Source organism: Bacteroidota bacterium (genome assembly GCA_037133915.1).
GTDB lineage: Bacteria > Bacteroidota > Bacteroidia > Bacteroidales > CAIWKO01 > JBAXND01.
Map to the genome: position 1 here is coordinate 1 of JBAXND010000006.1, position 23,459 is coordinate 23,459.

The following is a 23,459-nucleotide window of genomic DNA, read 5'->3' on the forward strand; positions in this document are numbered from 1 at the left end:
GTTCACTGGTATATCGGGATATGTTCACAGGTATTTCCGATATACTAATTTGTATTTTTTTAATGTTCCCGTCGAGTCTGTTCAATAAACTGTGTCAAATAATAAAAGAATAATACGAGTGTAAAAGGGAGATAAGCTCAATCATTCCAAAGATGAGCGTGTAAAAAAAATTGTCGTATTTTTATCACAGTTTTCCAGGGTGCGAAGAATTTATTTACGTCTCGTAACTGTATTTCAATGGCGAATAATATGAAGCAAAGCAATACCGATAGATTCAGATTAATACCTCTGGCTGTAGCATTTCTTATAACAGCACTGTGCATTTCGTGTAAGAAAGATACGGTGCCTGAAGTGAGTACGAAAACTCCGGGAGAAATAACCGCCACTACCGCCGGCAGTGGCGGAAATGTTCAAAACGATGGGGGTTCGCCGGTTACCGAAAGAGGCATTTGCTGGAGCACACACTCAGGCACGACCATTGATGACAGCCGGGCATCAGACGGTAGTCAGGGAACAGGAAGTTATAATATAAATATGTCGGGATTGACACAGGGTGCAACCTATTACGTTAAGGCTTATGCCATGAATTCAATTGGTATAAGCTATGGTGAAGAAAAAACGTTCGTAACGTCGACCTTATCGCAGTATGCGAATACCGAAGCAGCCACAGAAATCAGATTTTCGAGTGCAAATTTACGTGGCTCGATCAACCCCAACAACATGAGTACAATTGCGTATTTTGAATATGGGACAACTACGGCGTACGGAACAACAATTGCAGCCGATACTACGGCCATTTCAGGCTCGGGCTTTGTTGATGTACATGCTCATATTTCAGGTCTTACAACGTTTACTACCTATCATTATCGTGTTAAAATGGTGAACTACTCAGGAACCATGTTTGGTCAGGATATGACGTTCACAACGCGATATGCAGTTGGCGACTCAACTCAGGGCGGTATAGTGGTATATACAGATTTAGCAGGTGTGCATGGTGTTGCGTGTGCTCTGGTCAATCTGGATTCACTGCCATGGTGTGTGAGCGGTTGCGGACTGATAGGTACCGGTTCTGCTGTTGGAACGGGGCAGGCCAATACATCGGCAATAATGGGTGTTCAGGGCGTCGGAAATTATGCGGCATATCAATGCGAAAATCTGGTGATTGCAGGATATTCTGACTGGTATCTTCCTTCACTGGAAGAGCTGCACGCAGCCTATCCGTTCATATTTTCAATTGGAACCCCGGGCGCTTATTACTGGACTTCAACCGAGTACGATGCCGATAATGGATGGGCGGTTTTGATTTCGGATAATGCAGGTTATATGCCGCAGTACGTAAATAAAGCAGATATCACGACCATAGGTCCGGGTATTTATCCAACTTATTACCCGATGCGAACAAGGGCTGTACGAAGTTTCTAATTAACCGTTGCATCTTTTATATCGTCGTAGAATTTTGCAAGGCTCACATGAACGTAGGGTATCAGCCACAGCAGCCCAACACCTAAGGTAAGGATGGACAGTAGTCCCCAGCCGATGAAGCGAAGTCCCAGGCAGAAATATTTCCATTTGTACCCATACATCATCTGCTTGCTTTTATCGATGGCAGCCATAGCGCCGATGGTGCCGTCGTCGGCCAGAATGAAGAAGGTCATGGAGTACGAAATGGCGGCGATGATGCCCGGTATAATCAGTAACAATGACCATAAAAGGGTGAAAACTACCATAAGCAAGTACGCGCCAAGAGAAATTCCAAAACGATTAAACCCCAGGAATATCATTGAAAGTTTTGCTTCTTTTCCCCGTGAAAATGTAAGTGTAAAATAAGCCAGTCCCAGAGCAAATGGACCGCTGAGTATCAGTGAAGCAATTCCTGCCGCCGGAAAATACTGTCCAGGTGTCTGGATAGCCGATATGATAAGGTAATATAACAGGTATGTACCGACAGCCAGCCCCCATTTGCCTTTGAGGGTTGCGAGTGCCATGTGCATTAATTCAGCATTTTTTGTTTTCATTTCTTTAATATTATAGGTGAGATTTTATACCTTCAATAAGCCTCTGAATCCTCTGACGCCGTAGTATGATTCGGCACCGTTGTGATACACGAACACATGACCGTAGCGACGATCGCAGAAAAGGGCGCCTCCGCGTTTTCTGATACCGGCAGGTGTTGCAACCCAGCTTGATGTTTTGGTATCATAATCCCCTAGTTTCTGAAGCTCCCGGTATTGTTCTTCCGTCAGAAGTTCAATACCCATGGATGCCGCCATATCAATGGCATTGTGCTCCGGTTTATGTTCTTTCCTTGACTCCAGTCCTTCGCGGTCGTAACAAATACTTCTGCGGCCTTTCGGACTTTCTGCCGAACAATCATAAAATATGTATTCGCCGGTTTTATTATCATGACCCACAACATCGGGCTCACCTCCGGTTCTTTCCATTTCACTAAGCGACCAGCATTTTTCGGCATTGGCTTGCAGCCTTGAATATACTTCAGACCATCCCATCCCTTTATGGCGCAACATATTCTTTTCAAAACGAATTTTTAGTACACTTATCAGTTCGTTAAACTGCGCTTCTGATAATTCCTTTTTGTTTGCCATATTTTCGAAAATGTGTAAACGTTTTACTTAGTATCAAATATCAGCGCCCATTTCATAAGCCTTGTTCATGGCATCGCTCTTTTTGACATCTCCGATATTCCATGCCCCGGTGCCGTAGATAACACCCTTTTCTCTGGGGCTGTTAAGGCAGGACATAAATCCCCGGAATTCTTCAACTGTTCTTTCCAGCGATTTTTTATTATTAACGGCGGCGGTAATGATAAAATAGAAATCTTTATTATTGATATCGGTATAGCGTGCACAGGTTCTGTCAATCAAGGTTTTCATCTGTCCGCACATGGTATAAAAATAGACGGGTGTTGCCATAACAATAACATCGGCCGCAATCATTTTTCCGAGAATTTCGGCCATATCATCTTTCTGCGAACAGCTTTTTTTATTAAAACAGGTTCCGCATCCGGTGCAATAATTTATTTTTTTATCTCTGAAATAAATCATTTCGGCATGATGGCCCGCCTCTTGTACACCCAGCATAAACTGTTCGCAAAGTATATTGGAATTACCACTTTTACGTGGACTGGATGACAGGATTATCACATTTTTAATCATGTACGCAGAATTAGCGGTTTATCATTTTTGCCGCACCTTCCGAATAGCGGTCACCCTGCACCTTGATTTTTGATGCCGCGGAATTAATTTCAAGAAGGTCGTCCGGTGTAAGTTCAACAGTTAATGCTTCCATATTTTCCTTCAGACGTACCAGCTTCGTGGTGCCCGGAATAGGGACAATCCAGGGCTTCTGTGCCATCAGCCATGCCAGTGCAATTTGCGCCGGCGTAGCATTTTTACGTTGTGCGACCGAAGCGAGCAAATCAACGAATACCTGATTCGCGATTCTGTTCGCGTTTGATAAGCGCGGGACGGTATTACGAAAATCTGTTTTGTCGAAGGTGGTATTCTCATGGATCGTACCCGTTAAAAACCCTTTCCCCAGCGGACTGTATGGCACAAAACCAATTCCAAGCTCTTCGAGAGTCGGCAGAATTTCTGCTTCAGGCTCGCGCCACCAGAGTGAGTATTCGCTTTGCAGTGCCGTTACCTGCTGCACGCCGTGTGCTTTCCGAATTGTTTTAACACCTGCTTCCGATAAACCAAAATGCCTGACTTTTCCTTCTTTTATCAAGTCTTTAACCGTACCGGCAACATCTTCAATGGGGATGTTCGGGTCAACGCGGTGCTGGTAAAATAAATCAATTACATCTGTCCTGAGCCGCCTGAGCGATGCCTCTGCCACCTGTCTGATATGTTCCGGACGGCTGTCGAGAGCAGCTATACCACTGCTTGTATCGAAGCCAAATTTGGTGGCTATAACAACCTTTTTACGAAATGGCTGCAGCGCTTCACCAACAAGTTCTTCGTTTGTGAAAGGGCCATAAACTTCTGCCGTATCAAAAAAAGTAATACCCAAATCAATGGCTGAGTGTATTACCTTAATCATTTCTTTTTTGTCCGGTGCCGGACCGTATGAAAAGCTCATCCCCATACAGCCGAGGCCCATTGCCGATACTTCTAATCCGCTGTTTCCTAAGGTACGGCTTTGAATTTTAGTTTCCATGGTGAATTCTTTAATTAATAAATAGGGGGGCGGATGCCAACAGAAAACGGCTGTTATTCGTTAGGTCTGACTGCCGGCATCGGTTACCAAATATAAGGAATAATCTTATAGCGTGTCTTTCCCGAATATTCACGGTAGCCGTTCAATTCATTTTGCAGGGTTTTATCTTCCAGATACGTTCTTATTAACAGCAGCAGCATGGATACCCCTGCAGGAATAATACTCCAGAAAGAACCAAACAGCAGCGGAAAACCGATTGTCTGGATGAAACTGCCCATATAGGCCGGATGTCTTACAATTTTATACAGTCCGGTTTCACAAACCGTATGTCCTCGTTCTGTTTGAATACGCACCGTACTTGAAAAGAATTTATTTTGTTTTTGTGCAATAAGGAACAGCAGTTGCCCGGTTATGGTGAAAATTATTCCGAGGGCATAACTACTCCAATGCACAACCGGCGACCAATGATAGCGTCCGGAATCAAGCCCTGCCGTAACAAACATGGAAATCAGCATCAGGAACGACAATCCCAACAATAATTTATCCCACTGTTTGGCACCCTCGCCCGGCCTGGACCGCTCGTTCATAAGTTCGGCATCAATACGCAGTATGGTATAATTTAATACCAGCATCAGGAGTCCTATTATAACATAAATCCATCCCTGCCAATAGTCAATGCGTCCGGCACTGAAAAACAATACCGAAAAAAACAACAATGTCCCTGCCAGATTTTTAATGATGAGGCTGCTGCTTTTCATGATTCATGTATTAAATACTTATTTCCCGGTTCCTTTCAATATTGCTGTCACGGCAGAAAAGAGTGATTCTTTCGCCAATTTCCAAAGCGGTGACACAAAAACAAAAGTATAAAATTTAGCGTGTTCCTTTCATCGAAAAGTGAACGAAAAAAGGGTTGGTGAGTTTAATTTCCGGATTAATTCGCTTTAAGCTCGTCGTACACAATCTTAGAGATGTCGCTGACCATAGTCTGCAGCGCATTCGATTTCATGCCCCGTGTCATCACGCCAATCAAATAAGGACGGTTCTTCAGATACACGATGCCAAACTCATGAAACTCGGTCAGCAAATCAACCGACTTGCCGGCTTGCATATACGATAACGTCCGTTCGCCAAATTTATGAGCAATGGTTACGCCGGGGTCAATTTGTTTTATAATACCCTCTTTAAAATTACTTTTTGTAAGTAAGTTCAATGCGTATTCCGACATTGCATTGTTCAGATAGGATGCATTATAAAGCACATTGAAATAATGGGCAACGGAATTTGCACTTGCAATAAAATGCTGATCGCTTGCGGGATAATGTATGATGTCAAATTTTTCAGGAATATCGAGTTCTGCATCGAGTTTTTTAAATTCATTATCCTCGTCACCGATATTTTCACACAACATCCAGAAAGCCTCATTATCGGAATAAACAATCATATAATGAAGCAATTCTTCGACGGTATAACTTCTTCCTGCAACAAGCGATTGGTCTTTGATGGACCGAATCGCTACATTTTGTGATTCGCCTTTGAAAAACAATGATTTTTTAAGTATGCCGGGGTTTGTTTCGGCCTGCTTCAGATAAATGATGAGCAGGGGTACTTTTAAAATACTTGCCGGGTCATACAATGAATCGGGATTGATGCTCATATAACGTCCCGCGTTCAGGTCTTTGACATAAACGGAGGTAGACATAAAGGCATTTTCCTGTTTTTTTTGTTCCAGATAATTATTGATTTTTATTTTGAGTGGATCCAGCACTTTCTCGCTTTCAATTTCCACAAACAAAAGAGGGTGTATCAATACTTTCCCATTGCCCCGGACAACTTTTACCGTTTGATCATGCTCAGTTGAACCTTCGTAAATCCGGTTGCTATTTGCTTTTTTCGTTACAAAATGAAAATAAAGACCGAGTGTGCAGACCGGGATAATTGTCAATAATAAAAACACGTATACGGGAACAGACCTCAGCAGAAGGTTTTTTCTCTTTACTGTTTCTTTCCTGACGGAGACGGGCTTCTGGATGGGTGGCCGTTTGTTTTTTGGTTGTGCCGGCAAAGCTGTTTTATTTTACTGTATCGAGAACATCTTTCAACAATTGAAAATCGATAATTTATGTCCTGGTACAAATCTTACTTTAATGGTACAAAGGTAGTTAATTCGGGCAGCGGATATCCGCTATCTCATTGAATTCTAATGCCTATTAGAGAAATCTAATAATGTAAATGTTAACGATAGGCGGCCGTTCAGTGCTTTAACATATACTAAAAATGGATTGTCGGGCTGGTGCGCTTACAAAGCTGCTCATTGAGGCAATGCTGTCAGCCTTTACCGTAAACTAATAGTCGAATTTACGCTGAGGAAGTGTTGTACTTATTCCTATCCATGCATAGCCCGAGCGTTGCGACTGTAGGGATGATTGCGCCGTGCGGTAATAAAAACCGGCTTCCAGACGCAAATTATTTGCCGGATTGACCATATATGCCAGCGTAAGCGAAGCGAAGTTTATCTTCGTTTTTATGCCCTGCCCTATCTCATTGCCATATTGCTGTACAGGTATATTTTTGATATCGGTATAGTAGGTATCAAAGGTCGGCTTAAAGATGTCGGCACCAGCGTGCATGCCGCTGCTGTCGAGACCTATGGCAAGTGTTACCGCGTGGGCTTCAATAAACCACCGTTTGTAATTATACGATACTGTTCCGCACAATTCACTGAAATTACTACCGGCCGGATGCGCCAATGGCTGGTTGTAATGGCCGTAGTTCATAATCACGTAGCGGTGCGACCATGTATAGGGACGTGCCGCATTGTATTCAACGCGCGCAAAAAGATGTTTCACACCAAACAGGTCATATGCTTTGAAGCCGAGTTGCCATGCCTGTTTGTTGGTCCAGTAGCCCCATTTAAGGGTCTTATCATTTGGGTGTATGATGTGTTTCAAGCGATTCAGGAAACCATTCTTCACTTCACTGAACATCAGGTCATCGATTAATAACTGCCCATAGAACATATAGTGTTTACCAAGCCTGTACGATGCGGCAATGCCAATGTTTGAGTTATCGGGATTGCCCAGTGAAAATTCCACGGGGCGGTAAAAAATAAAAGGATTCAGATAATTGATATCGAAACCGCGGGAACCTGCCGAATCGCCTGCCTGCCAAATAATGGCCTCAAACAGGTCTATATTAAGTTGCTTGCCTATATCCCAGCTCAGGTAATGAAAAGCGCCGTACTTATCCGCAAAGTTGCTCCAACGACTCAGTGAAGTTGAACGCATATCCTTGAAGTTTGCAAAAAGATTCACGTATTTTATTTTCCATACTTTGGTTGTAATTTTAAAATACGGATAATTGTATGCATTGTCCGACAAGAACAGGCTGCGGTATCCTTCGCCCCAGAAGTTTTTTCCAAAGCCGGCTTCAAGTGTAAAGTGTTTCATGAAACCATAACTGGCATAACCCGAATAATCCAGATAATTGCTTCCGCCAAGCACTGAAGGAAATGCACAGGCACTTCCGGGCACTGTGCGCGAAGACTGAATCATCTGAGTAACGTAACGCGGAAACGACGTTTGATTGTACAGAACATCTGCGTAAAGCGAAATTTTATTACCAAGATTGGAACTCACACGCACTCCAAGGGCTGCATCGCCCAACGCTTCTTTGGAAATTATGTCCTGCCCTCCGCTCAGCCGCAGCAAGGGGTCGGCGGTAAGTGTATATTTATTATTTCGAAGCTGAATGAATGATTCTCTGAATAACTTTCGTGAGGCCCATGATGTTCCCGGCGAACGGTAAGGCGCTGTATCCGGAGGTATAAGCGCCGAAATTTCTTTTATATAAAAGGGCTTTACGGAAGTATGAACACCGCTTTCAGACTCGTAGAGCGCGCCCTGCGATGTTTCTGATGTGCGGATATACGATTGCTCATGCAGCTGCTGGCTTTTCCCTGCGGGAATGAAAAATGAAAAATGAAAAATGAAAAATGAAAAATACAGCATGAGACCAGGCTTTCGCGGAAAGCGTAAGTATTGGAAGTTTGATATCTGACTTGTTTTTTTCAATTCCTAAAAGTCAAAATAATGATTGCTCAGATTGGTACTGATACCGAAATAATAATAATTCACGGTTGTTTTCGTGAAACTGTTCTTATAGCTGCGTGTTGCAATTCCCGCGATAAAGCTTAGGTTTGTTTTGGGATTGAAAAGAAATCCTGCTTCCAGCGTTCCGTTCATGATGTTTGTCTTCTCACCCTGCAACAGTCTGTTTTCATAGCTATTGTATCCTTTCTCCGCGTCATAATCAGAAGTGAAAATATTCTGCCCCCAATGCGAATCAGCGCTATCGGCGCCCACCTGCGCATAACTAAAACTCACTTCTGCCCAAACACGGCGGTATCGATACGATACAATGGAAAGCGCCTCGCTGAAGTTCGCACCCAACGGATGTGCCAGCGACTGGTTATAATGCGTATAGCTTTGCAGCGGATCTCTGTGGGCGTAAGCATAGGGCCTAACCCTATTGTATTCGATACGCAGATTCAAATTCTGCAATCCGAACATATCCCAGTATTTCATGCCAAATTGGTATCCGTATTTATTCTTCAGATAGCCGTTATTTTTCAAGTCTTTCAGACTTATGTCGTCGAGCATGAACTGCCCGTAAAGCTGAATACTGTTTATAATACTATAGCGAATGTCGAGTCCTGTAAGCACGTTATTATTTGAGGACAGGCCGTAGCGAATCGTATTCAACCCGATAACCGGAATGAAATGATTAAGGTTCCACTGCCTGCCGCGGCTGTTGCCGGCTTCCCATATAGTGCCTTCAAACAGTCCTATTTCCAGCCCTTTTGCAGGAATGATGCTGAGATAATTAAAGGTGCCGCCCTTTTTCTGATAGCCGTGATACCATACATTGTCGGCATTCAGCACGCCTTTGGTATCCAGATTCATGAATGAAGCGAACAGGGTGGTATACCGAAATATCCCGTAGCTCACTGTGAATTGTAAGTGCGGAAACTGAAACGCGTTATCTGAAAGCAGCAGTGAACGGTAGCCGTTGCCTATAAAAACTTTATCGTGCCCAAACTGAATATTGTAATGTTTGGACGGGCTGTATGAGATGCTGCCGAGTGCGGTGCCGTAATCCCAGCCTGTGCCTTTAAAATCTTTGACACGACCGTCGCCGGGAGCTACTTCATATTTTTTAATGAAGTCATTAATGTATTTCGGGAACCGTGCCTGATTTTCATAGAATGTTGTTGAAAGCGCAAGCTTGTGTCCAAAATTTGCTGTGATGCGAAAACCGCGCATGTTGTGATAATACGAACGGCTTTCATCCGTATTTTTACCATAGCGGAAATCAAAAAGCGGGTCGGCTGCCAGAAAAAAGGCAGCGCTGTCAACCTTTAAAAAATTCTCATAGAATATTTTTCTTCTGGCATAACTGAACGACGGACTATTAATCTTGCAGCCCGGAATCAATGCTGAATCAGGATTGAGAAAAGGCTTTGTATTATCAGAAATCAATGGTTTGTATGCAAGAAAAATGCGGGCATCGCGACGGTTCAGATATTTCTCCGCAGCCATACCGGTAGGCTGCGACAGCGGCATCAAATCCTGTGCAACAGCCTTCATGCAGCAGCAAAGAAGCAGGGCTGCGGTCACCGAAACAAGTCTGCGAAATACGTATTTCTGTTTTTTCACCTAAACCATTTAACAATACAAATTTAGATAAAAGTCATGAGTCGAAAGTCAAAAGTCAAAAGTCAAAAAAATATATCTTTGCGAGCACATCTATAAACTATGAAAACACTGGTATTTGCCACAAACAATCTGCATAAATTAAGTGAGGTGCGCGCCATTCAGGGTGATGCATTTCACATTTCGGGATTGACCGAAGCCGGTATACACGAAGACATTCCGGAGAATGAACCGACGATAGAGGGCAATGCTTCAGCAAAATCCCGTTTCGTATTTGAAAAGTACGGCATCGATTGTTTTGCCGATGACACCGGTCTGGAAGTAGATGCGCTGGACGGAAGACCGGGCGTACATTCGGCGCGCTATGCCGGCGAAGGCAAGAACTTTGACGACAATGTGACACTGCTTCTGCAGGAACTGCAAGGTAAAAGCAGACGCACGGCGAGATTCCGCACAGTTATTTCTTATGTTGAGAATGGAACAGAAACTCTTTTTGAAGGCATTCTTGATGGTGTAATTATCCATGAGCGCAGAGGAACGAACGGCTTTGGCTACGATCCGGTATTCATCCCGCAGGGGTATGTAAAAACGCTGGCTGAAATGAGTGCGGAAGAAAAGAATGCCATCAGCCACCGTTTCAGGGCTACCGAAAAGCTTATCAGCTATCTTTTATTGAAACAATAATTACCGTTTTTTCCAGAGGGCATCTTCTATCATCATGGAGAACAGCTTCTCTATGGTGAAACCGAAGGCGCGTGCCTGCTGCGGTACAATGCTCACATCGGTCATGCCGGGCACAGTGTTCACTTCAAGAAAGTACAGACCGTTATTTGAAGCAATGTAATCCATGCGCACCACACCTTTGCAGTTGAGCCGGTTGTACACCAGGCATGATGTGGCTTTGCACTGTTCTTCGAGTTCAACGGAAATACGAGCCGGAGTAATTTCCTCGCTCATTCCTTTTGAATATTTGGCTTCGTAATCAAAAAATTCTTTTTTACTGACAATTTCCGTAATCGGAAACACATACATCTTGCCTTTGCTGCGCATCACGCCGCAGGTAATTTCTGTGCCTTTTACAAATTCTTCTATCAGCACTTCTTTGTCTTCTTTAAATGCACGGGTGATTGCCTTTTTCAGGTCGGCAGCTTTATTCACTTTACTCATGCCAACACTCGAACCGCCATTGTTTGGTTTCACGAAAACCGGCAGACGAAGTTCCTTCAGAATATTTTTTTCGTTGATAACATCGTGGCTGAACAGATGCATTGACCTTGATGTGAGCACGCCTGCAGCGCCCACCACTTTGTTACAAAAGCCTTTGTTGGCGGTTAGTGCTGAGGTACCCTGTCCGCAGGACGTATACGGTATGCCCAGCATATCAAAATATCCCTGAAGACGTCCGTCTTCACCGGGAGTACCGTGTATGGCCATAAAGACACAATCGAAGCGCAGCTTTTTGTTACCGGTTTTTACCGAAAAATCTGTTTTATCAACATCAAATTTCTTTTCTTTATCACCAATCAGCGCCCATCTTTTTTCGCTGATATCAATAATGAATCCATTGTATTTAGCGGGGTCGAGGCTTTTTTTTACGATGGCGGCACTTTTCAGTGAAATGGGGCGTTCGCCCGAAAATCCGCCGGCAACAATAGCTATGTTCTTTATCATTATTTTCGGTTTCTGCGTAAGCCACAAAATTAACAAAAAACAAAAAGCCACTTCAAAAGCAGATTATTTAATATATTTGTGGGTTAAAACGTGCTGTAATACTTACAGTGAAGTGAAATCTCTGCCGTTGGGGTCAGTCCCTGATTTGGTATAAAGAACGGATAATAAATGAGCCTGCTGCGGTTTATAAAAAGTAAGGTTTTTTTCAGACAACTGGGACTTTCTATCCTCGTTACAATAATATTGCTGTGGGTAACGTTACGTTTACTGGATATTTATACCCGCCACGGGCAATCAATTGATGTTCCTGATTTCAAAGGAAAGAACATCAGTGAACTGGACGATTTTGCAACTGACAATTCGCTTGATTATCTCATCATTGATTCGTTGTATGATTACAATTTGCCGCGTGGTACGGTTGCCCTGCAGGATCCGGCTCCCGGCTCCAAAGTAAAAAAGGGACGGAAGGTGTACCTGACGGTGGTAGCGCTTAATCCCGAAAGGGTGAGTATGCCAAACCTGCTTGATTTAACATTAAGGCAGGCGAGCGCCGTGCTTGAAACATATGGGCTAAAAGTTGGAAAACTAACGTATGTGCCCGACATTGCTCATAATGCAGTATTAAAACAGAAGTACCTTGGGCAGGTGATTAAGGAAGGGGTACTGCTGGATAAAGGTTCGAAAATTGATTTGGTGCTGGGGCAGGGCGAAAACAGTGGAAACGCTTCTGTTCCGGACCTAATAGGAAAAAGTCAGATACAGGCATTGCGCTTATTGCAGGGTGCATCCCTGAATTTGGGTTCAGAAGTTTTTGAAGATGGAAACGACACCAGCCGTGTTCGTATTTATAAACAGCAGCCCGCAGCGGGAAGCTCAGCCAGTTTTGGCGGACAGGTGGATTTGTGGTATAAATCAGTTAACAAAAAAAAGACTAATTAAGTGATCGGTAAAATGAAAAAAATCTTCCTGTTCATCATTGCGTTGTTACCGGCCCTTGCGGGAACCGGGCAGGAAGTAATCAGCGGACTTCAGGGAAATCCTGTACTGCAGAACAACTGGAGGTCGGCACATAAAACAGTACATCAGAAAGTACTTACTTCCTCATTATTGTTACCATTCATTGATGACTTTTCATATTCGGCTATTTATCCTGCCGACTCGTTATGGGCTGATAAAAATGCCTTTGTGAATACCGGATTTGCTCCAAATCCTCCATCAGTGGGTGTTGCCACGTTAGACGCGGTAAACGACACCGGTGCTATCTATCCCAATGCCTCAGTTACTCCTTTTATTGCCGACTACCTCACTTCGCTGCCCATCAGGCTCGATTCTCTTTTTGATGGTTCACCGGCGCCGATTACGGCCGCCGACTCTGTATTTTTCAGCTTTTATTATCAGCCTCAGGGTTATGGAAACAATCCGAATCCGGGCGATTCACTCGTTCTTGAATTTTTTCAGGCATCAGACAGCTCATGGAATCATGTGTGGTCATCGCCGGGAATGACGCTTGCTGATTTCCGCAGCCAGTATGGCGCGTATTTCAGACAGGTGCTTATCCCGGTAACGGATACCGCCTATTTCAAAGAGAATTTTGCATTTCGGTTTAAGAATTATGCAAGCATCACAACAGGAAATTTATCAAGCTGGCAGAGCAATATGGATCAGTGGAACATCGATTATGTGTATCTGGATGCGAACAGAACAAAATTCGATACGGTACATGCCGATATTACCTATGTTGATGCCGCGCCATCGCTGCTCAAGAACTATTACCAGATGCCTGCATCGCAGTTCAATAATTCCGAGCTTAAAGATACGATGTACCTGAAAATGTCGAACCTCAATGCCGTGCTGAATAACATCCACTGCAAATACACCATTAAACAGGTAGGAGGCGCATTCAATTACACGAAGGATGGCGGTGTTGGCGACATTTATCCTTATATCACCAGCGGTTATCACACCTATGGTTATCATGTAAAACCTGCTCTTGATTTTACCCTTCCGGCGATGACCGGCGACAGCACCGTTTTTGAAATGACACATTACTCGTGGGCTACCGGCTGGAGCGATGACATTCCTGCCAACGATACACTGCGCTATTATCAGAAATTTTATAATTATTATGCGTATGATGACGGCACCGCCGAATCAGGTTACGGCCTTGCAGGCATCGATTCAAAACTGGCCTATAAGTTCACGCTGAATCACGCCGATACGCTGAGCGCTATACAGTTCTACTTCAACAACACCATGAGCAGCCCGTCGCAACGGTATTTCTATCTGATGGTGTGGAGTTCGCTCGACCCCGAAACCATCATCTACAAATCCATTAAAAAAGTTCGTCCTGTTTTTGCCGATAGCCTGAATAAATTTTACACATTTCAGCTCGACAGCATGCTGAAGCTGAGCGGCACTTTTTATATCGGATGGCAACAAAAAACCGATGATAACCTGAATGTGGGTTACGACTGGAGTCGCAATTCGCGCGATAACATTTTTTTCAACTCCGAAGGAATCTGGGAACAATCCGTGTATGAAGGCAGTTTGATGATGCGCCCTGTGCTTGGTTCAGCCGGATTTCAGAAGAGCATTAAACACGGGTTTGTAAGTAATTCATTTGACTGTAACATCATGCCTAATCCGGTGTCACGCGGCTGGGTTGAGCTTGCTATCTCTGAGAAGTACAACACCGACGAAAACAGAAACAACATCACTATTGATATTTTTGATTTTACAGGGCGCAAAATCCTCACCACACCTTATCCGGATGATGATATTTTATACATCAACGGTGTAAATAATGGTGTTCATCTGAAAAGAGGCGTTTATATAGTGCGCTTTACGAATTATCATTCTAACGAAACCCTTACAAAAAAGCTTGTTATCACAGGCTGACCATTTGAAAACACAAGAAGAGAATATCCCCGAATTACCCGAGGAAGAAAAGGAATTATACGAGCATCACCGCTTTGTAGCTGACCCCGGTCAATCATTGCTGCGCATCGATAAATTTCTGACCAACCACATCGAATCTATTTCAAGAAGCAAGATACAGAATGCCGCCGATGCCGGCAACATCCTTGTAAATGATAGGCCCGCAAAATCCAATTACAAGGTTAAACCCGGAGATGTGATATCGGTGCTGCTGCCACATCCTGTGCGTGACCTTGAAATTCTGCCTGAGGAAATTGCACTTAATATTGTTTATGAAGACAGCGAAATTCTGGTTCTGAATAAACACGCAGGCCTGGTGGTGCATCCCGGTTTCGGAAATTACACCGGAACAATGCTTAATGCGCTGTTGTGGCATTTTGAGCAGTCAGCACAGCCCGAAGTGAAACCGCATCTGGCGCACCGTATAGATAAAGACACAACCGGAATTTTATTGGTCGCGAAAAACGAACTTGCACAGGCGCGGTTGGCGAAACAATTCTTTGACCATACCGTGAACCGCAAATATCACGCACTGGTGTGGGGTGATTTTAATGAAGACGAAGGAACCATTACCGGGCATGTTGGGCGCGGATTCAAAGACCGCCGTGTAATGACTGTTTTTCCGGAAGGAGAACACGGAAAACATGCCATAACACATTACAAAGTACTGGAACGTTTTCGTTATGTTACGCTCGTAGAATGCACGCTGGAAACCGGGCGCACGCATCAGATACGCGCGCACATGAAATACATCGGACATCCGCTGTTCAACGATGAACTCTATGGCGGCGATGCCATCATAAAAGGCACTACCTTTGCCAAATACAAGCAGTTTGTAGAGAATTGCTTCAAAGCCCTTCCGCGGCAGGCGCTCCATGCAAAAAGTCTTGGCTTTGTGCATCCCGGCACACACAAAGAAATGTTCTTTGATTCGGAGCTTCCGCCCGATATGGCAGGCGTGCTGGAACGCTGGCGTAATTATCTGTCATTTAACGAAGAACAGGGATAGACGCATATCAGTTCCTGTGTTTCATTTATTTTCATAATTTTGGTTCCGTAAAATACTTTTATCATGGAAAACGAAAAAGCTCTCGAGATTCTGAAGTCGGCCATCCTCATGGAAATTCGCGGACAGGCCTTTTACAATAACGTTGCAACACAGACCAAAGACGAAGACATCCGCAACCTCTTCACCATAATGGCAAACGAAGAAAAGCTGCATCAGGAGTTCCTGTCAAAACATTACTCATCGATGAAGGCCGACGGGCTCAAAGGCAAGATAAATCTTCCTGCCGAAACCGATGAACATGTTGCCAACCTTATTCTTTCACCTGAAGTAAAGAATAAAATTTCTGCTGCCGGGTTTGAAGCATCAGCTATTGGCGCATCCATTGACATGGAAACAAAAGCAGTTGAAATTTATACTGATTTCGCAAACAAATCAGCTGAGCCTGCCATTAAAGAATTGTTCATGTGGCTTGCCAACTGGGAAAAAGGGCATATCAAGATTCTCACTCAAATAGATGATGAGCTGAAAGAAAAGATTTGGTATGATAACCAGTTCTGGCCGTTCTAGGTATTAAATAACCTTATAGTACGCGTCTCGTTCAACAGCCGTGAAGCCTGCTTCACTTACTAACTGTATTATCTCTTCTGTACTCATACTGGGGTTAGTGTCACCGCCTGCTGCCGAATATATGCTTGTTGAGGCATTAATAGTTCCATCCATATCATCAACACCAAACGACAACGCAAGCTGAGCCTGCTGCTTTCCCGTCATGGGCCAGTAGGCCTTCAGGTGAGTAATGTTATCGAAGAAAAGGCGCGCTATGGCGTAATTGCGCAGGTCGTCCGTTAAGGTACATTCTTTAATATTGTCCATGCTGTTATTCAGGCTCTTGAATTTAAGCGGAATAAATGCATTGAACATGCTTGTTCTGTCCTGTAGTTCGCGCAGCCGGTTCATGTGGTCAATACGATGTTCGTAGGATTCCAGGTGGCCGTAGAGCATCGTGGCGTTGGTGTGCATCCCCAGCTTATGCGCGGCTTCGTGAATGGCAAGCCATTCGGCTGATGACACTTTATCGGGACATATCTGTTTACGCAATTCTTCGTCGAAAATTTCAGCCCCTCCTCCGGGCAGAGAGTTAAGTCCGCTGTCGATAAGCTTGCGCAGACCCTCTTCGTATGAAATACCTTCGAGTTTGAACAAATAAAATAATTCAACTGCCGATAAAGCTTTGATGTGAAGTCGAGGCCAAACTTCTTTGATACTTGCAAACAGTTCGCAGTAATAGTCCAGATCCTGTTTGGGATGAGCACCTCCGGTGATGTGCAGTTCACTGATTTGACCGCCCAGTTTACGCACCTTGTCAACAATGGCGGCAGCACTCAGCGACCAGGCACCCGGCTCGCCTGCTCTTTTTGAATACGAACAGAAACGGCATGAGTAAACGCAGATATTTGTAGGTTCTACGTGTATATTGCGGATATAAAACACATTACGCCCATTTTTCATTATTCGTACATGGCTTGCCAGCAGCCCGAGTAAAGCGGTATCGGCGTTGTTATATAGAATCAATGCATCATCGGGAGTAATGCGTTCTCCGGCCATTATTTTGGTGGCGATGGCTTTTACGGCATCGGTAGCAGTTGCCTTCTCTATTAGAAAAGTGTAGTCTTCCATTCAGGATATTATTGAATTGCAAAAGTACGCAAATTCGGGCATACCGATGGTAAGCATGGCTCTGTTATCGGTCATGCCCTGAATACAATCAGTAATTACGCCTTATTAATTACCTGATAATTGACACGGTTCGAGTGAGGCTGCGCTCGGGAGTAGTGATATTCAAATAATACAAACCCAATGGCTGATTTCCGAGGTCTATATTAATATTATTGGTTGGCGCACCTTGATAGGTCACACGTTTCACTTCAGCGCCCAGCACATTATACACAATCACTTCGGCTTTATTATACATCATCTGCTCGAAGCCAACCGTGAAATTGCCATTAGAAGGATTCGGAAAGACAGAAACCCCGGCATTATCGGAAAGGTCTTCAACACCATAATTGGGCTGACACACTATCGGAAAGATGGCATGCGACAGGTAATATCCCCATGAACTTGAATCGGCGTATGAATACCAGAGACCGTTCTGCCATTGTTCCCATGCTGTACATGGATTAGACTGTCCGGTTTTGTTGGTCAGCAGCGCCAGTGTGTCACCCGGCTGCCCCGGCAAAATCACGCCAAGGAAAAACGGTGAAGAAATATCTACCGGAGGATTGAAGCTAATATACGTCATATTATGACTGTTGGCTTCATTCACAAGCTGGCTGAGTTTAAGGGTGTCGGTTCCCAAAGGAACGCTTCCGGGGCTGTTGCCCAAACCTGTGTTGGGCCAGGCGCAGAAAATAACATCGTCGTCAATACTTGAGCGTTTGCGGGCTTTGCCAAACTGTAACCAGGCTCCGGTAAGTTTTGTGTATTGCGCTGCCGGAACAAAATAATCGGCTTTTGCCTTGTCGGAATATCCATTAGTACCAGAAATGTAGCCATAGGCACCCGAAAGATAACGTACGCTGTACAACACTAATATTCCGGGTATCGGGAAGCGCATTGTATCGCATATACCGTCGACAGGCTGTGTATTACCAACAGTTATGTAGTTCGGTTTGGTTTCATTGTCAGTATTTGTGCCATCTGTAGCAGTAAGAGAAACGGTATATAAACCGGCAACATTATACTGAATTCCTGTTGGATTTTGAGTGGTTGAAGTCGCCGGTGTTCCACCATTAAATGCCCAGGTCCAGCCGGTCGGTGTGCCGGAAGTAAGGTCGGTAAAATCAACCGTTCCGCCTACGGGAATATTGGTGGTATTGGCGGTAAAATTGGCGGTAAAAGTTGGACCGCCGCTGCAATAATGTCCCTGAAGCGTTGTGGCGCCGGTGTTGTCCGGATCGAGCCAGTCTTTGAGACGTGTGGCAGGTGTGGTTCCGTTCTGATCCCAGGAGTAGTAGAATTTCCCGTACATATCTGGGTCATTGGGTGAGGAGCAGTATGAGCTACCGCCGGTCAGGTCGCCAACAACCAGACCACTACTGTTGAAAAGCGGTGAGCCTGATGAGCCGCCTTCGGTAACACCATGACCGCTAGTAGTTGCAGCCCAGACGAGCTGCCAGTGCGTATTCTGAACGGTTCCGCCCCATGACGCAGATGTGGCCGCACTCGTATAAGTTGATATTTTTTTAATATCACCGGCAGGGTGGTGAATGCCCACGCCCGATGCGGGAGCGGTATTATTACGATCCCATCCGTTATAATAGGGATTGAATGTAGGGGCGGTGTTAAGTTGCAGCAAGTAAAAATCAGATCCATCATTACCCCCATTGCCGCCATTTGCTTTGAGCGTAGCGCCTGTGATGGTTTGAGAGGTTGGTTCGGTGGATGGATTCGTACAGCCTGATGCTTCATAATTAAAGTGAAATACCCATTGATTCATATCGGCAGCACTCGAGCCTTCGCCACAATGGTCTGCGGTGAGAAAGTAGGGTGTGCAATCATTGCGGCAGTTATTAATGAGCGTACCGCTACACCAACCCCAGGTGTTGCCAACCTTCAGAAATACCCGGGCGACGCCTGTTTTCTCATCTTGCCAGTTAGTCCCTTCCGGACAATTGATATTTACTTCGCATGATTCGCTTTGACCAAAATCCTTGGCTCCTTTGCGAAATGAAAAATCGCGGTAAACGTAGGCCAGTTCTGAGATACTGATAATCGATTTTCCGCGAACGCGTGCCGGCTCATAATATTCAATGTTCACCCTGTCACCGGAAATCAATTCATTGGCAAACAGTCCGCTGTTGGTAGGATTATTCTGCCATGTATAGGCGCCCAGAAGTTGGGTTTTATCGTTGTTGTAAAGAAATAATTGTGCTCCCGGCGGAATAAAAAAGCCGTCGTAGCAAACACCCAGAGCCAATGCTCCGTCTATCTGGATTCCCAGGCGCCAGACACGGCCACCATCCGGAAGATCTGTCCAGGTACCCGCGTTATCGGTTGTGAAGCCCGCATGAACCGAGCGTGCCACTTTACGTAATTCGCCATTTTTCTCGTTGTTGCCGTCTTCTTTTTTCACCTGTTCCATATCAGGAGCCTGCAGCGATTGCATATCAAAAACGGCAGGAAGAAAACCGTATTTAAAACTCGGCGGAAAGCCTCCCTGCGAGGGTTGTGCAAAAGAGGCAGATGTCCATATCACAAAGAGAAGCGCAATAAAGAATAATTGTTTTTTCATAAAAATTACTTATGCCGGGGTTGCCCCACAATTTATTAATCCTGAAGAATTACTTTCCGTGTTACGGTTCGATTGTCAACAGTGATTCCGATAAAATAGATACCGCCTTTCAGTCCGCTAAGATCAATCGTTAAAGTTGTTGAGAGCGCCGAACCCGATTCAATGGTACGAACCTGTTGCCCTAAAATATCGTTCACCGTGAAAATAGCCGTTCCCTTCACGGGTGCACCAAAATCGACTGTAACAGCACCTCTGGTTGGGTTGGGATAAACCGATATTCCGGTTTCTGATTTTTTCGTTTCATCAATGCTGCTGGTACAGCTATACGTTCCGTTCAGTGTGGTAGGGTTGGTATTCAGAGGGTCAAGCCAGGGTTTTAATTGCTTGGCCGATGTAGTTCCGTTTGAAGTCCAGTGTTGTGCAAACTTACCGTAATAATCCGGGTCGTTAGGCGTTGTGCAGTATGACGTTCCACCGGTAAGTGTACCAATCACTAAACCTGCGCTGTTGAAGAGCGGACTGCCTGATGAACCACCTTCGGTAACACCATGTCCGTTGGTAGTTGCGGCCCACGTAACTTCCCAATGCGAACCGGTTCCGCCGACACTGATTGAGGTGAGTGCTGACGTATAGGTTGATATTTTTTTGATATCGCCGGCGGGGTGATGGATGCCGACACCGCTTGAGCTCGGGCTTGTTGATCTTGACCATCCGTTGAAATAAGCATTGTTAGACGCGGGAATTGCCGTTTTCAGCTGTACCAGATAGAAGTCAGACCCGCTATTATTGCTGCCATATGTATCATGAGCTTTCAGCGTACATCCTGTCATGGATTTCACACCACTTGGTGCTGTTCCGGTGCATGTAGTTGCTTCATAATGAAAATAGAAAACCCAGGTATTCATGTCAGCAGCGCTTGCATAGGCGGCATCATAAGAGCAGTGGTCAGCAAGCAGTACATAGGGTGTACAATCGCCTTTTGTATTATTCATTACAGATCCACTGCAAAGGAATGTTCCACCTGAGATTACAGTTTCTATCAGCAAAACACCTTTTTTCTCATCCTGCCAGTTGGTACCTTCCGAGCAGGCAATATTCACTTCGCAGGAGCCCGATCCGGCAATCGCCTTCAGGTAGGATTCCATACCGCGATAAATATATGCCACATTGGAGAGCGCCATACGGGCTTTTGCCTGTACATCGCTGGGCTGAAAGTATTCCAGTATCGCTGTTTCACCTTGTAAAACCTCGGTTGCAAAAGAGCCATCATCATTATTGTTTACTTCGGTAAATGCGCCCAGAACGTGCGTATGTGATTCGTTATAGATATAGAATTTAGAGCCCGTTGGCATGAAAAAATCCTCGAAGCGGATATTCAAACCTGAAGCGCCTGCCGAATGTAATTTCAAACGCCATATTTTACCGGAGTGATTGGGCAAATCGGTCCATGTTCCGGAGTTTTCCATAGTTGCATTCACCGGAATGTTTATTCCAATACGGTAAGGCCGGGCTGTTTTTAAGTACTCTTCATCCTGCGCTGCAACAGCCTGCATATCGGGCGATGGCAGAATAATATTGTCAATATCAGCCGCCGAAAGGGTGGTTTTGAAACTTGGAGGCAATCCACCCTGACTTATCTGAGCCGAGGCTTTAAAAGAAGAAATGAGAATAAGTAACAGAATAATGGGTAAGAATTTTTTCATAATTGGGTAGTTATAATTAGCATAAAGAGCCGGTTTGAATGTAGCAAATATAGCATATTTTCAAACCGGCGTCCTTGATTAATGGTTGTATTAAAAGGTGAATTATCGTATAATCTGAACTTTTTTCGAGGCACTGCCTTCGCTGCAAGTAAAAACAATGCAATATATTCCGCTCGCCAGCCCGGTCAGGTCGGCGCGCAGGCTTGAGTTTCCGGTTGCTGCGCAGGAATAGCCCGACTGCTTTTGTCCAATTAAATTATAAACATCGACCTTCAGATGCATTGCATCGATAGCGCCTGTATTTATCATAAAACTTCCTGTAGAAGGATTTGGTCCTATGGTTATTTGAGCGCTTATGGAGGCGTCTTCAATTCCGCTGCCGCCGGAAACATGAATATAGCTCGAACGCGTTTTTGTGTTTGAGCCGGCAGAATTTGTTGCTTTGAGAACTACAGTATAATTCCCGGCTGTTCCGAATTTTATTCTGGGAGAAACTGATGTAGGTGTAGTGGCGCTCATCCAGGTGAGACCGGTATTGGGAGTTACCGTCCATAAATAATCAAGTCCGCCGGTTGATGAATTTGTGAAATTCACAAAATCGCCGGTAACAATATTGGTTTTATTGGCGGTGAAATTAGCCACGGGCACGCTCGGGTTTGCTGGATATATATCCATGACGGCTTGCTGGTCATAGGTAAAATCACCATTCCCGCCACCTGTTCCTACACCTCCCGGAGTAATTGCCGAAAGGTAATTATAGCTGTTATACATACCGCTCCATCCCCAGTTAAAATGGAAATAATCATTTCCGGAACCCTGATAGCCGTCGAGCACAAAACAATGACCGGCCGATGTGCCGCTGGGATCACTTCCCGCATAAAGTATCGGCCGTGCGGCATCCAGATTGGCTTTTATTTTGGCTTTCCAGGCAGCATCGGTATATGAAAACTTGCTTTCATAAGATGCGTTGTAGATAAAATGATACGTCAGTGCTTCCTGACAATCGGCAACAAAAGCGCCTGATCCGTCGGTATCATAACTGGTATTTATAGTAACACCACAATGATAAATTAGGGTAGCTACAGCATTTTTTTGTGTAGTGCTTGATGATGAAGTAAGCTCACTTGGCATACTTGACCACGCATAATTCGTAGTGCCGCAGGGTGCGGCGAGTGTACCGCAATTGTTAGGATAGCCGTTGGCAATGGTGTGTACGTAAGAATGGGTTCCGTAACCGTGAGCCGGCCAACCATGATATTTCATTATCATTGCCATGGCTGTGGCAACGCATCCGGTCGGGTAGCGGGTACACATCCCATACATGGGCGCCGTCGGGCATTTTTCATTGTAATAGCAACCTTGGTCCCAGGCGATAGCGCCAAGTAAGGGCGTAACCGCATTGGTGCCTTTTGAAAGCTCAATGGTTTCGGCAGCATATCTATTCCACAGTGCCGTGGCTTCTTCGCTTTGCGCAATGTTGTTATCACGCGCATAAGCAATCTGAAGTTTGTAATTATTCATCCACGATACAAAATTCTCAGGCTGATTGTAATTGCTGTAAGTTCCTTCAAATGCATAGCTGAGAACAGGAACCGTGCGCTCATCGGCCGATACAATAACAAATCCTTTATTGTTGCCAATATTGAACACATAATAAACCGGCATGAAATTTTGTGAAATCGTGTATTCCGATACAACAGAAATATCTTTGGCGTTAACCTGCCCTTGCATGGAGGCTCTTTCAAAATACATATTTTTAGCCACCTGCCGGGCTTTGTCAATCGAAACAGTCTGTGCAGATACACTGAAAATAGCGGTAATACATACCGCTGCCAGAAGGATTAATCTTCTCATACGTTTAGCTTGGGTTAGGATGCTTTTGCAAAGATTGAAAAAAGAACGGTCAAATAGAAATATATTCCGGTATTTAACAAATTGTTTTATTATATAGTATG

The 23,459-nt window shown here is 44.6% G+C and carries 19 protein-coding genes; 6 read left to right on the forward strand and 13 right to left on the reverse strand.

The window, feature by feature from the left end; translation table 11 throughout:
• The first annotated feature begins 237 nt into the window (after nt 1-237).
• On the forward strand, nt 238-1,422 hold the full coding sequence (locus WCM76_03275) for a hypothetical protein (GenBank protein MEI6764635.1): 1,185 nt from the start codon (nt 238-240) through the stop codon (nt 1,420-1,422).
• Here the strand turns inward: WCM76_03275 and WCM76_03280 are convergent.
• From WCM76_03280 to WCM76_03315, 8 genes are all read right to left on the reverse strand, one after another.
• Entirely contained in the window at nt 1,419-2,015 is a 597-nt protein-coding gene (locus WCM76_03280; GenBank protein MEI6764636.1) for a DUF975 family protein, read from the reverse strand. The two genes, WCM76_03275 and WCM76_03280, sit on opposite strands and share 4 nt — an antisense overlap.
• A gap of 24 nt (nt 2,016-2,039) precedes the next feature.
• A complete protein-coding gene (locus WCM76_03285) occupies nt 2,040-2,603 on the reverse strand; it encodes a DUF4256 domain-containing protein (GenBank protein MEI6764637.1) in 564 nt (187 codons plus the stop codon).
• A 33-nt stretch (nt 2,604-2,636) separates the two neighbouring features.
• Nucleotides 2,637-3,173: a flavodoxin family protein gene (locus tag WCM76_03290; protein ID MEI6764638.1), complete on the reverse strand. Its 537-nt coding sequence runs from the start codon at nt 3,171-3,173 to the stop codon at nt 2,637-2,639.
• A 10-nt stretch (nt 3,174-3,183) separates the two neighbouring features.
• Nucleotides 3,184-4,167 carry an aldo/keto reductase gene (locus WCM76_03295; GenBank protein ID MEI6764639.1) on the reverse strand — a complete coding sequence of 328 codons (984 nt, stop codon included), beginning with the start codon at nt 4,165-4,167 and terminating at the stop codon, nt 3,184-3,186.
• A gap of 95 nt (nt 4,168-4,262) precedes the next feature.
• Complete coding sequence (locus WCM76_03300) at nt 4,263-4,937, reverse strand: isoprenylcysteine carboxylmethyltransferase family protein (GenBank protein ID MEI6764640.1); 675 nt, start codon at nt 4,935-4,937, stop codon at nt 4,263-4,265.
• Nucleotides 4,938-5,113: 176 nt separating this feature from the next.
• Complete coding sequence (locus WCM76_03305) at nt 5,114-6,244, reverse strand: serine hydrolase (protein ID MEI6764641.1); 1,131 nt, start codon at nt 6,242-6,244, stop codon at nt 5,114-5,116.
• Nucleotides 6,245-6,524: 280 nt separating this feature from the next.
• Nucleotides 6,525-8,189, reverse strand: coding sequence for a hypothetical protein (locus tag WCM76_03310; protein ID MEI6764642.1), 1,665 nt, complete (start codon nt 8,187-8,189; stop codon nt 6,525-6,527).
• Between the two features lie 66 nt (nt 8,190-8,255).
• Nucleotides 8,256-9,896 (reverse strand): hypothetical protein, encoded by a 1,641-nt coding sequence (locus tag WCM76_03315; GenBank protein ID MEI6764643.1) that lies wholly within the window; start codon nt 9,894-9,896, stop codon nt 8,256-8,258.
• A 99-nt stretch (nt 9,897-9,995) separates the two neighbouring features.
• Between WCM76_03315 and rdgB the strand changes: the two genes are divergently transcribed.
• Nucleotides 9,996-10,577, forward strand: a complete 582-nt coding sequence (gene rdgB / locus WCM76_03320; GenBank protein ID MEI6764644.1) for an RdgB/HAM1 family non-canonical purine NTP pyrophosphatase — start codon at nt 9,996-9,998, stop codon at nt 10,575-10,577.
• On the opposite strand, the gene WCM76_03325 is transcribed toward rdgB, so the two are convergent.
• Nucleotides 10,578-11,564, reverse strand: a complete 987-nt coding sequence (locus tag WCM76_03325) for a D-alanine--D-alanine ligase (protein ID MEI6764645.1) — start codon at nt 11,562-11,564, stop codon at nt 10,578-10,580.
• 168 nt (nt 11,565-11,732) lie between these two features.
• Between WCM76_03325 and WCM76_03330 the strand changes: the two genes are divergently transcribed.
• The 4 genes from WCM76_03330 (at nt 11,733) to WCM76_03345 (ending at nt 16,077) form a co-directional block, all read left to right on the forward strand.
• Complete coding sequence (locus tag WCM76_03330) at nt 11,733-12,503, forward strand: PASTA domain-containing protein (GenBank protein ID MEI6764646.1); 771 nt, start codon at nt 11,733-11,735, stop codon at nt 12,501-12,503.
• A gap of 12 nt (nt 12,504-12,515) precedes the next feature.
• Nucleotides 12,516-14,462 (forward strand): T9SS type A sorting domain-containing protein, encoded by a 1,947-nt coding sequence (locus tag WCM76_03335; GenBank protein MEI6764647.1) that lies wholly within the window; start codon nt 12,516-12,518, stop codon nt 14,460-14,462.
• 4 nt (nt 14,463-14,466) lie between these two features.
• Entirely contained in the window at nt 14,467-15,510 is a 1,044-nt protein-coding gene (locus tag WCM76_03340; GenBank protein MEI6764648.1) for an RluA family pseudouridine synthase, read from the forward strand.
• A 63-nt stretch (nt 15,511-15,573) separates the two neighbouring features.
• Nucleotides 15,574-16,077: a ferritin family protein gene (locus tag WCM76_03345; GenBank protein ID MEI6764649.1), complete on the forward strand. Its 504-nt coding sequence runs from the start codon at nt 15,574-15,576 to the stop codon at nt 16,075-16,077.
• Between the two features lie 3 nt (nt 16,078-16,080).
• On the opposite strand, the gene WCM76_03350 is transcribed toward WCM76_03345, so the two are convergent.
• The 4 genes from WCM76_03350 to WCM76_03365 all read right to left on the reverse strand — a co-directional run bounded on the left by WCM76_03350 (nt 16,081) and on the right by WCM76_03365 (nt 23,358).
• Nucleotides 16,081-17,187 carry a CofH family radical SAM protein gene (locus WCM76_03350; protein ID MEI6764650.1) on the reverse strand — a complete coding sequence of 369 codons (1,107 nt, stop codon included), beginning with the start codon at nt 17,185-17,187 and terminating at the stop codon, nt 16,081-16,083.
• Nucleotides 17,188-17,296: 109 nt separating this feature from the next.
• A complete protein-coding gene (locus tag WCM76_03355) occupies nt 17,297-19,801 on the reverse strand; it encodes a T9SS type A sorting domain-containing protein (GenBank protein ID MEI6764651.1) in 2,505 nt (834 codons plus the stop codon).
• A gap of 35 nt (nt 19,802-19,836) precedes the next feature.
• Nucleotides 19,837-21,504: a T9SS type A sorting domain-containing protein gene (locus WCM76_03360; GenBank protein MEI6764652.1), complete on the reverse strand. Its 1,668-nt coding sequence runs from the start codon at nt 21,502-21,504 to the stop codon at nt 19,837-19,839.
• Nucleotides 21,505-21,606: 102 nt separating this feature from the next.
• Nucleotides 21,607-23,358 (reverse strand): C10 family peptidase, encoded by a 1,752-nt coding sequence (locus WCM76_03365; protein ID MEI6764653.1) that lies wholly within the window; start codon nt 23,356-23,358, stop codon nt 21,607-21,609.
• Nucleotides 23,359-23,459 lie beyond the last annotated feature (101 nt).

Bases quoted from the DNA above. Each gene is read 5' to 3' on its own strand.
- WCM76_03355 (MEI6764651.1), bottom strand. From the start codon at position 19,801: ATGAAAAAACAATTATTCTTTATTGCGCTTCTCTTTGTGATATGGACA.
- rdgB (MEI6764644.1), top strand. From the start codon at position 9,996: ATGAAAACACTGGTATTTGCCACAAACAATCTGCATAAATTAAGTGAG.
- WCM76_03290 (MEI6764638.1), bottom strand. From the start codon at position 3,173: ATGATTAAAAATGTGATAATCCTGTCATCCAGTCCACGTAAAAGTGGT.
- WCM76_03360 (MEI6764652.1), bottom strand. From the start codon at position 21,504: ATGAAAAAATTCTTACCCATTATTCTGTTACTTATTCTCATTTCTTCT.
- WCM76_03365 (MEI6764653.1), bottom strand. From the start codon at position 23,358: ATGAGAAGATTAATCCTTCTGGCAGCGGTATGTATTACCGCTATTTTC.
- WCM76_03285 (MEI6764637.1), bottom strand. From the start codon at position 2,603: ATGGCAAACAAAAAGGAATTATCAGAAGCGCAGTTTAACGAACTGATA.
- WCM76_03350 (MEI6764650.1), bottom strand. From the start codon at position 17,187: ATGGAAGACTACACTTTTCTAATAGAGAAGGCAACTGCTACCGATGCC.
- WCM76_03335 (MEI6764647.1), top strand. From the start codon at position 12,516: ATGAAAAAAATCTTCCTGTTCATCATTGCGTTGTTACCGGCCCTTGCG.
- WCM76_03310 (MEI6764642.1), bottom strand. From the start codon at position 8,189: ATGCTGTATTTTTCATTTTTCATTTTTCATTTTTCATTTTTCATTCCC.
- WCM76_03275 (MEI6764635.1), top strand. From the start codon at position 238: ATGGCGAATAATATGAAGCAAAGCAATACCGATAGATTCAGATTAATA.
- WCM76_03300 (MEI6764640.1), bottom strand. From the start codon at position 4,937: ATGAAAAGCAGCAGCCTCATCATTAAAAATCTGGCAGGGACATTGTTG.
- WCM76_03280 (MEI6764636.1), bottom strand. From the start codon at position 2,015: ATGAAAACAAAAAATGCTGAATTAATGCACATGGCACTCGCAACCCTC.
- WCM76_03330 (MEI6764646.1), top strand. From the start codon at position 11,733: ATGAGCCTGCTGCGGTTTATAAAAAGTAAGGTTTTTTTCAGACAACTG.
- WCM76_03325 (MEI6764645.1), bottom strand. From the start codon at position 11,564: ATGATAAAGAACATAGCTATTGTTGCCGGCGGATTTTCGGGCGAACGC.
- WCM76_03345 (MEI6764649.1), top strand. From the start codon at position 15,574: ATGGAAAACGAAAAAGCTCTCGAGATTCTGAAGTCGGCCATCCTCATG.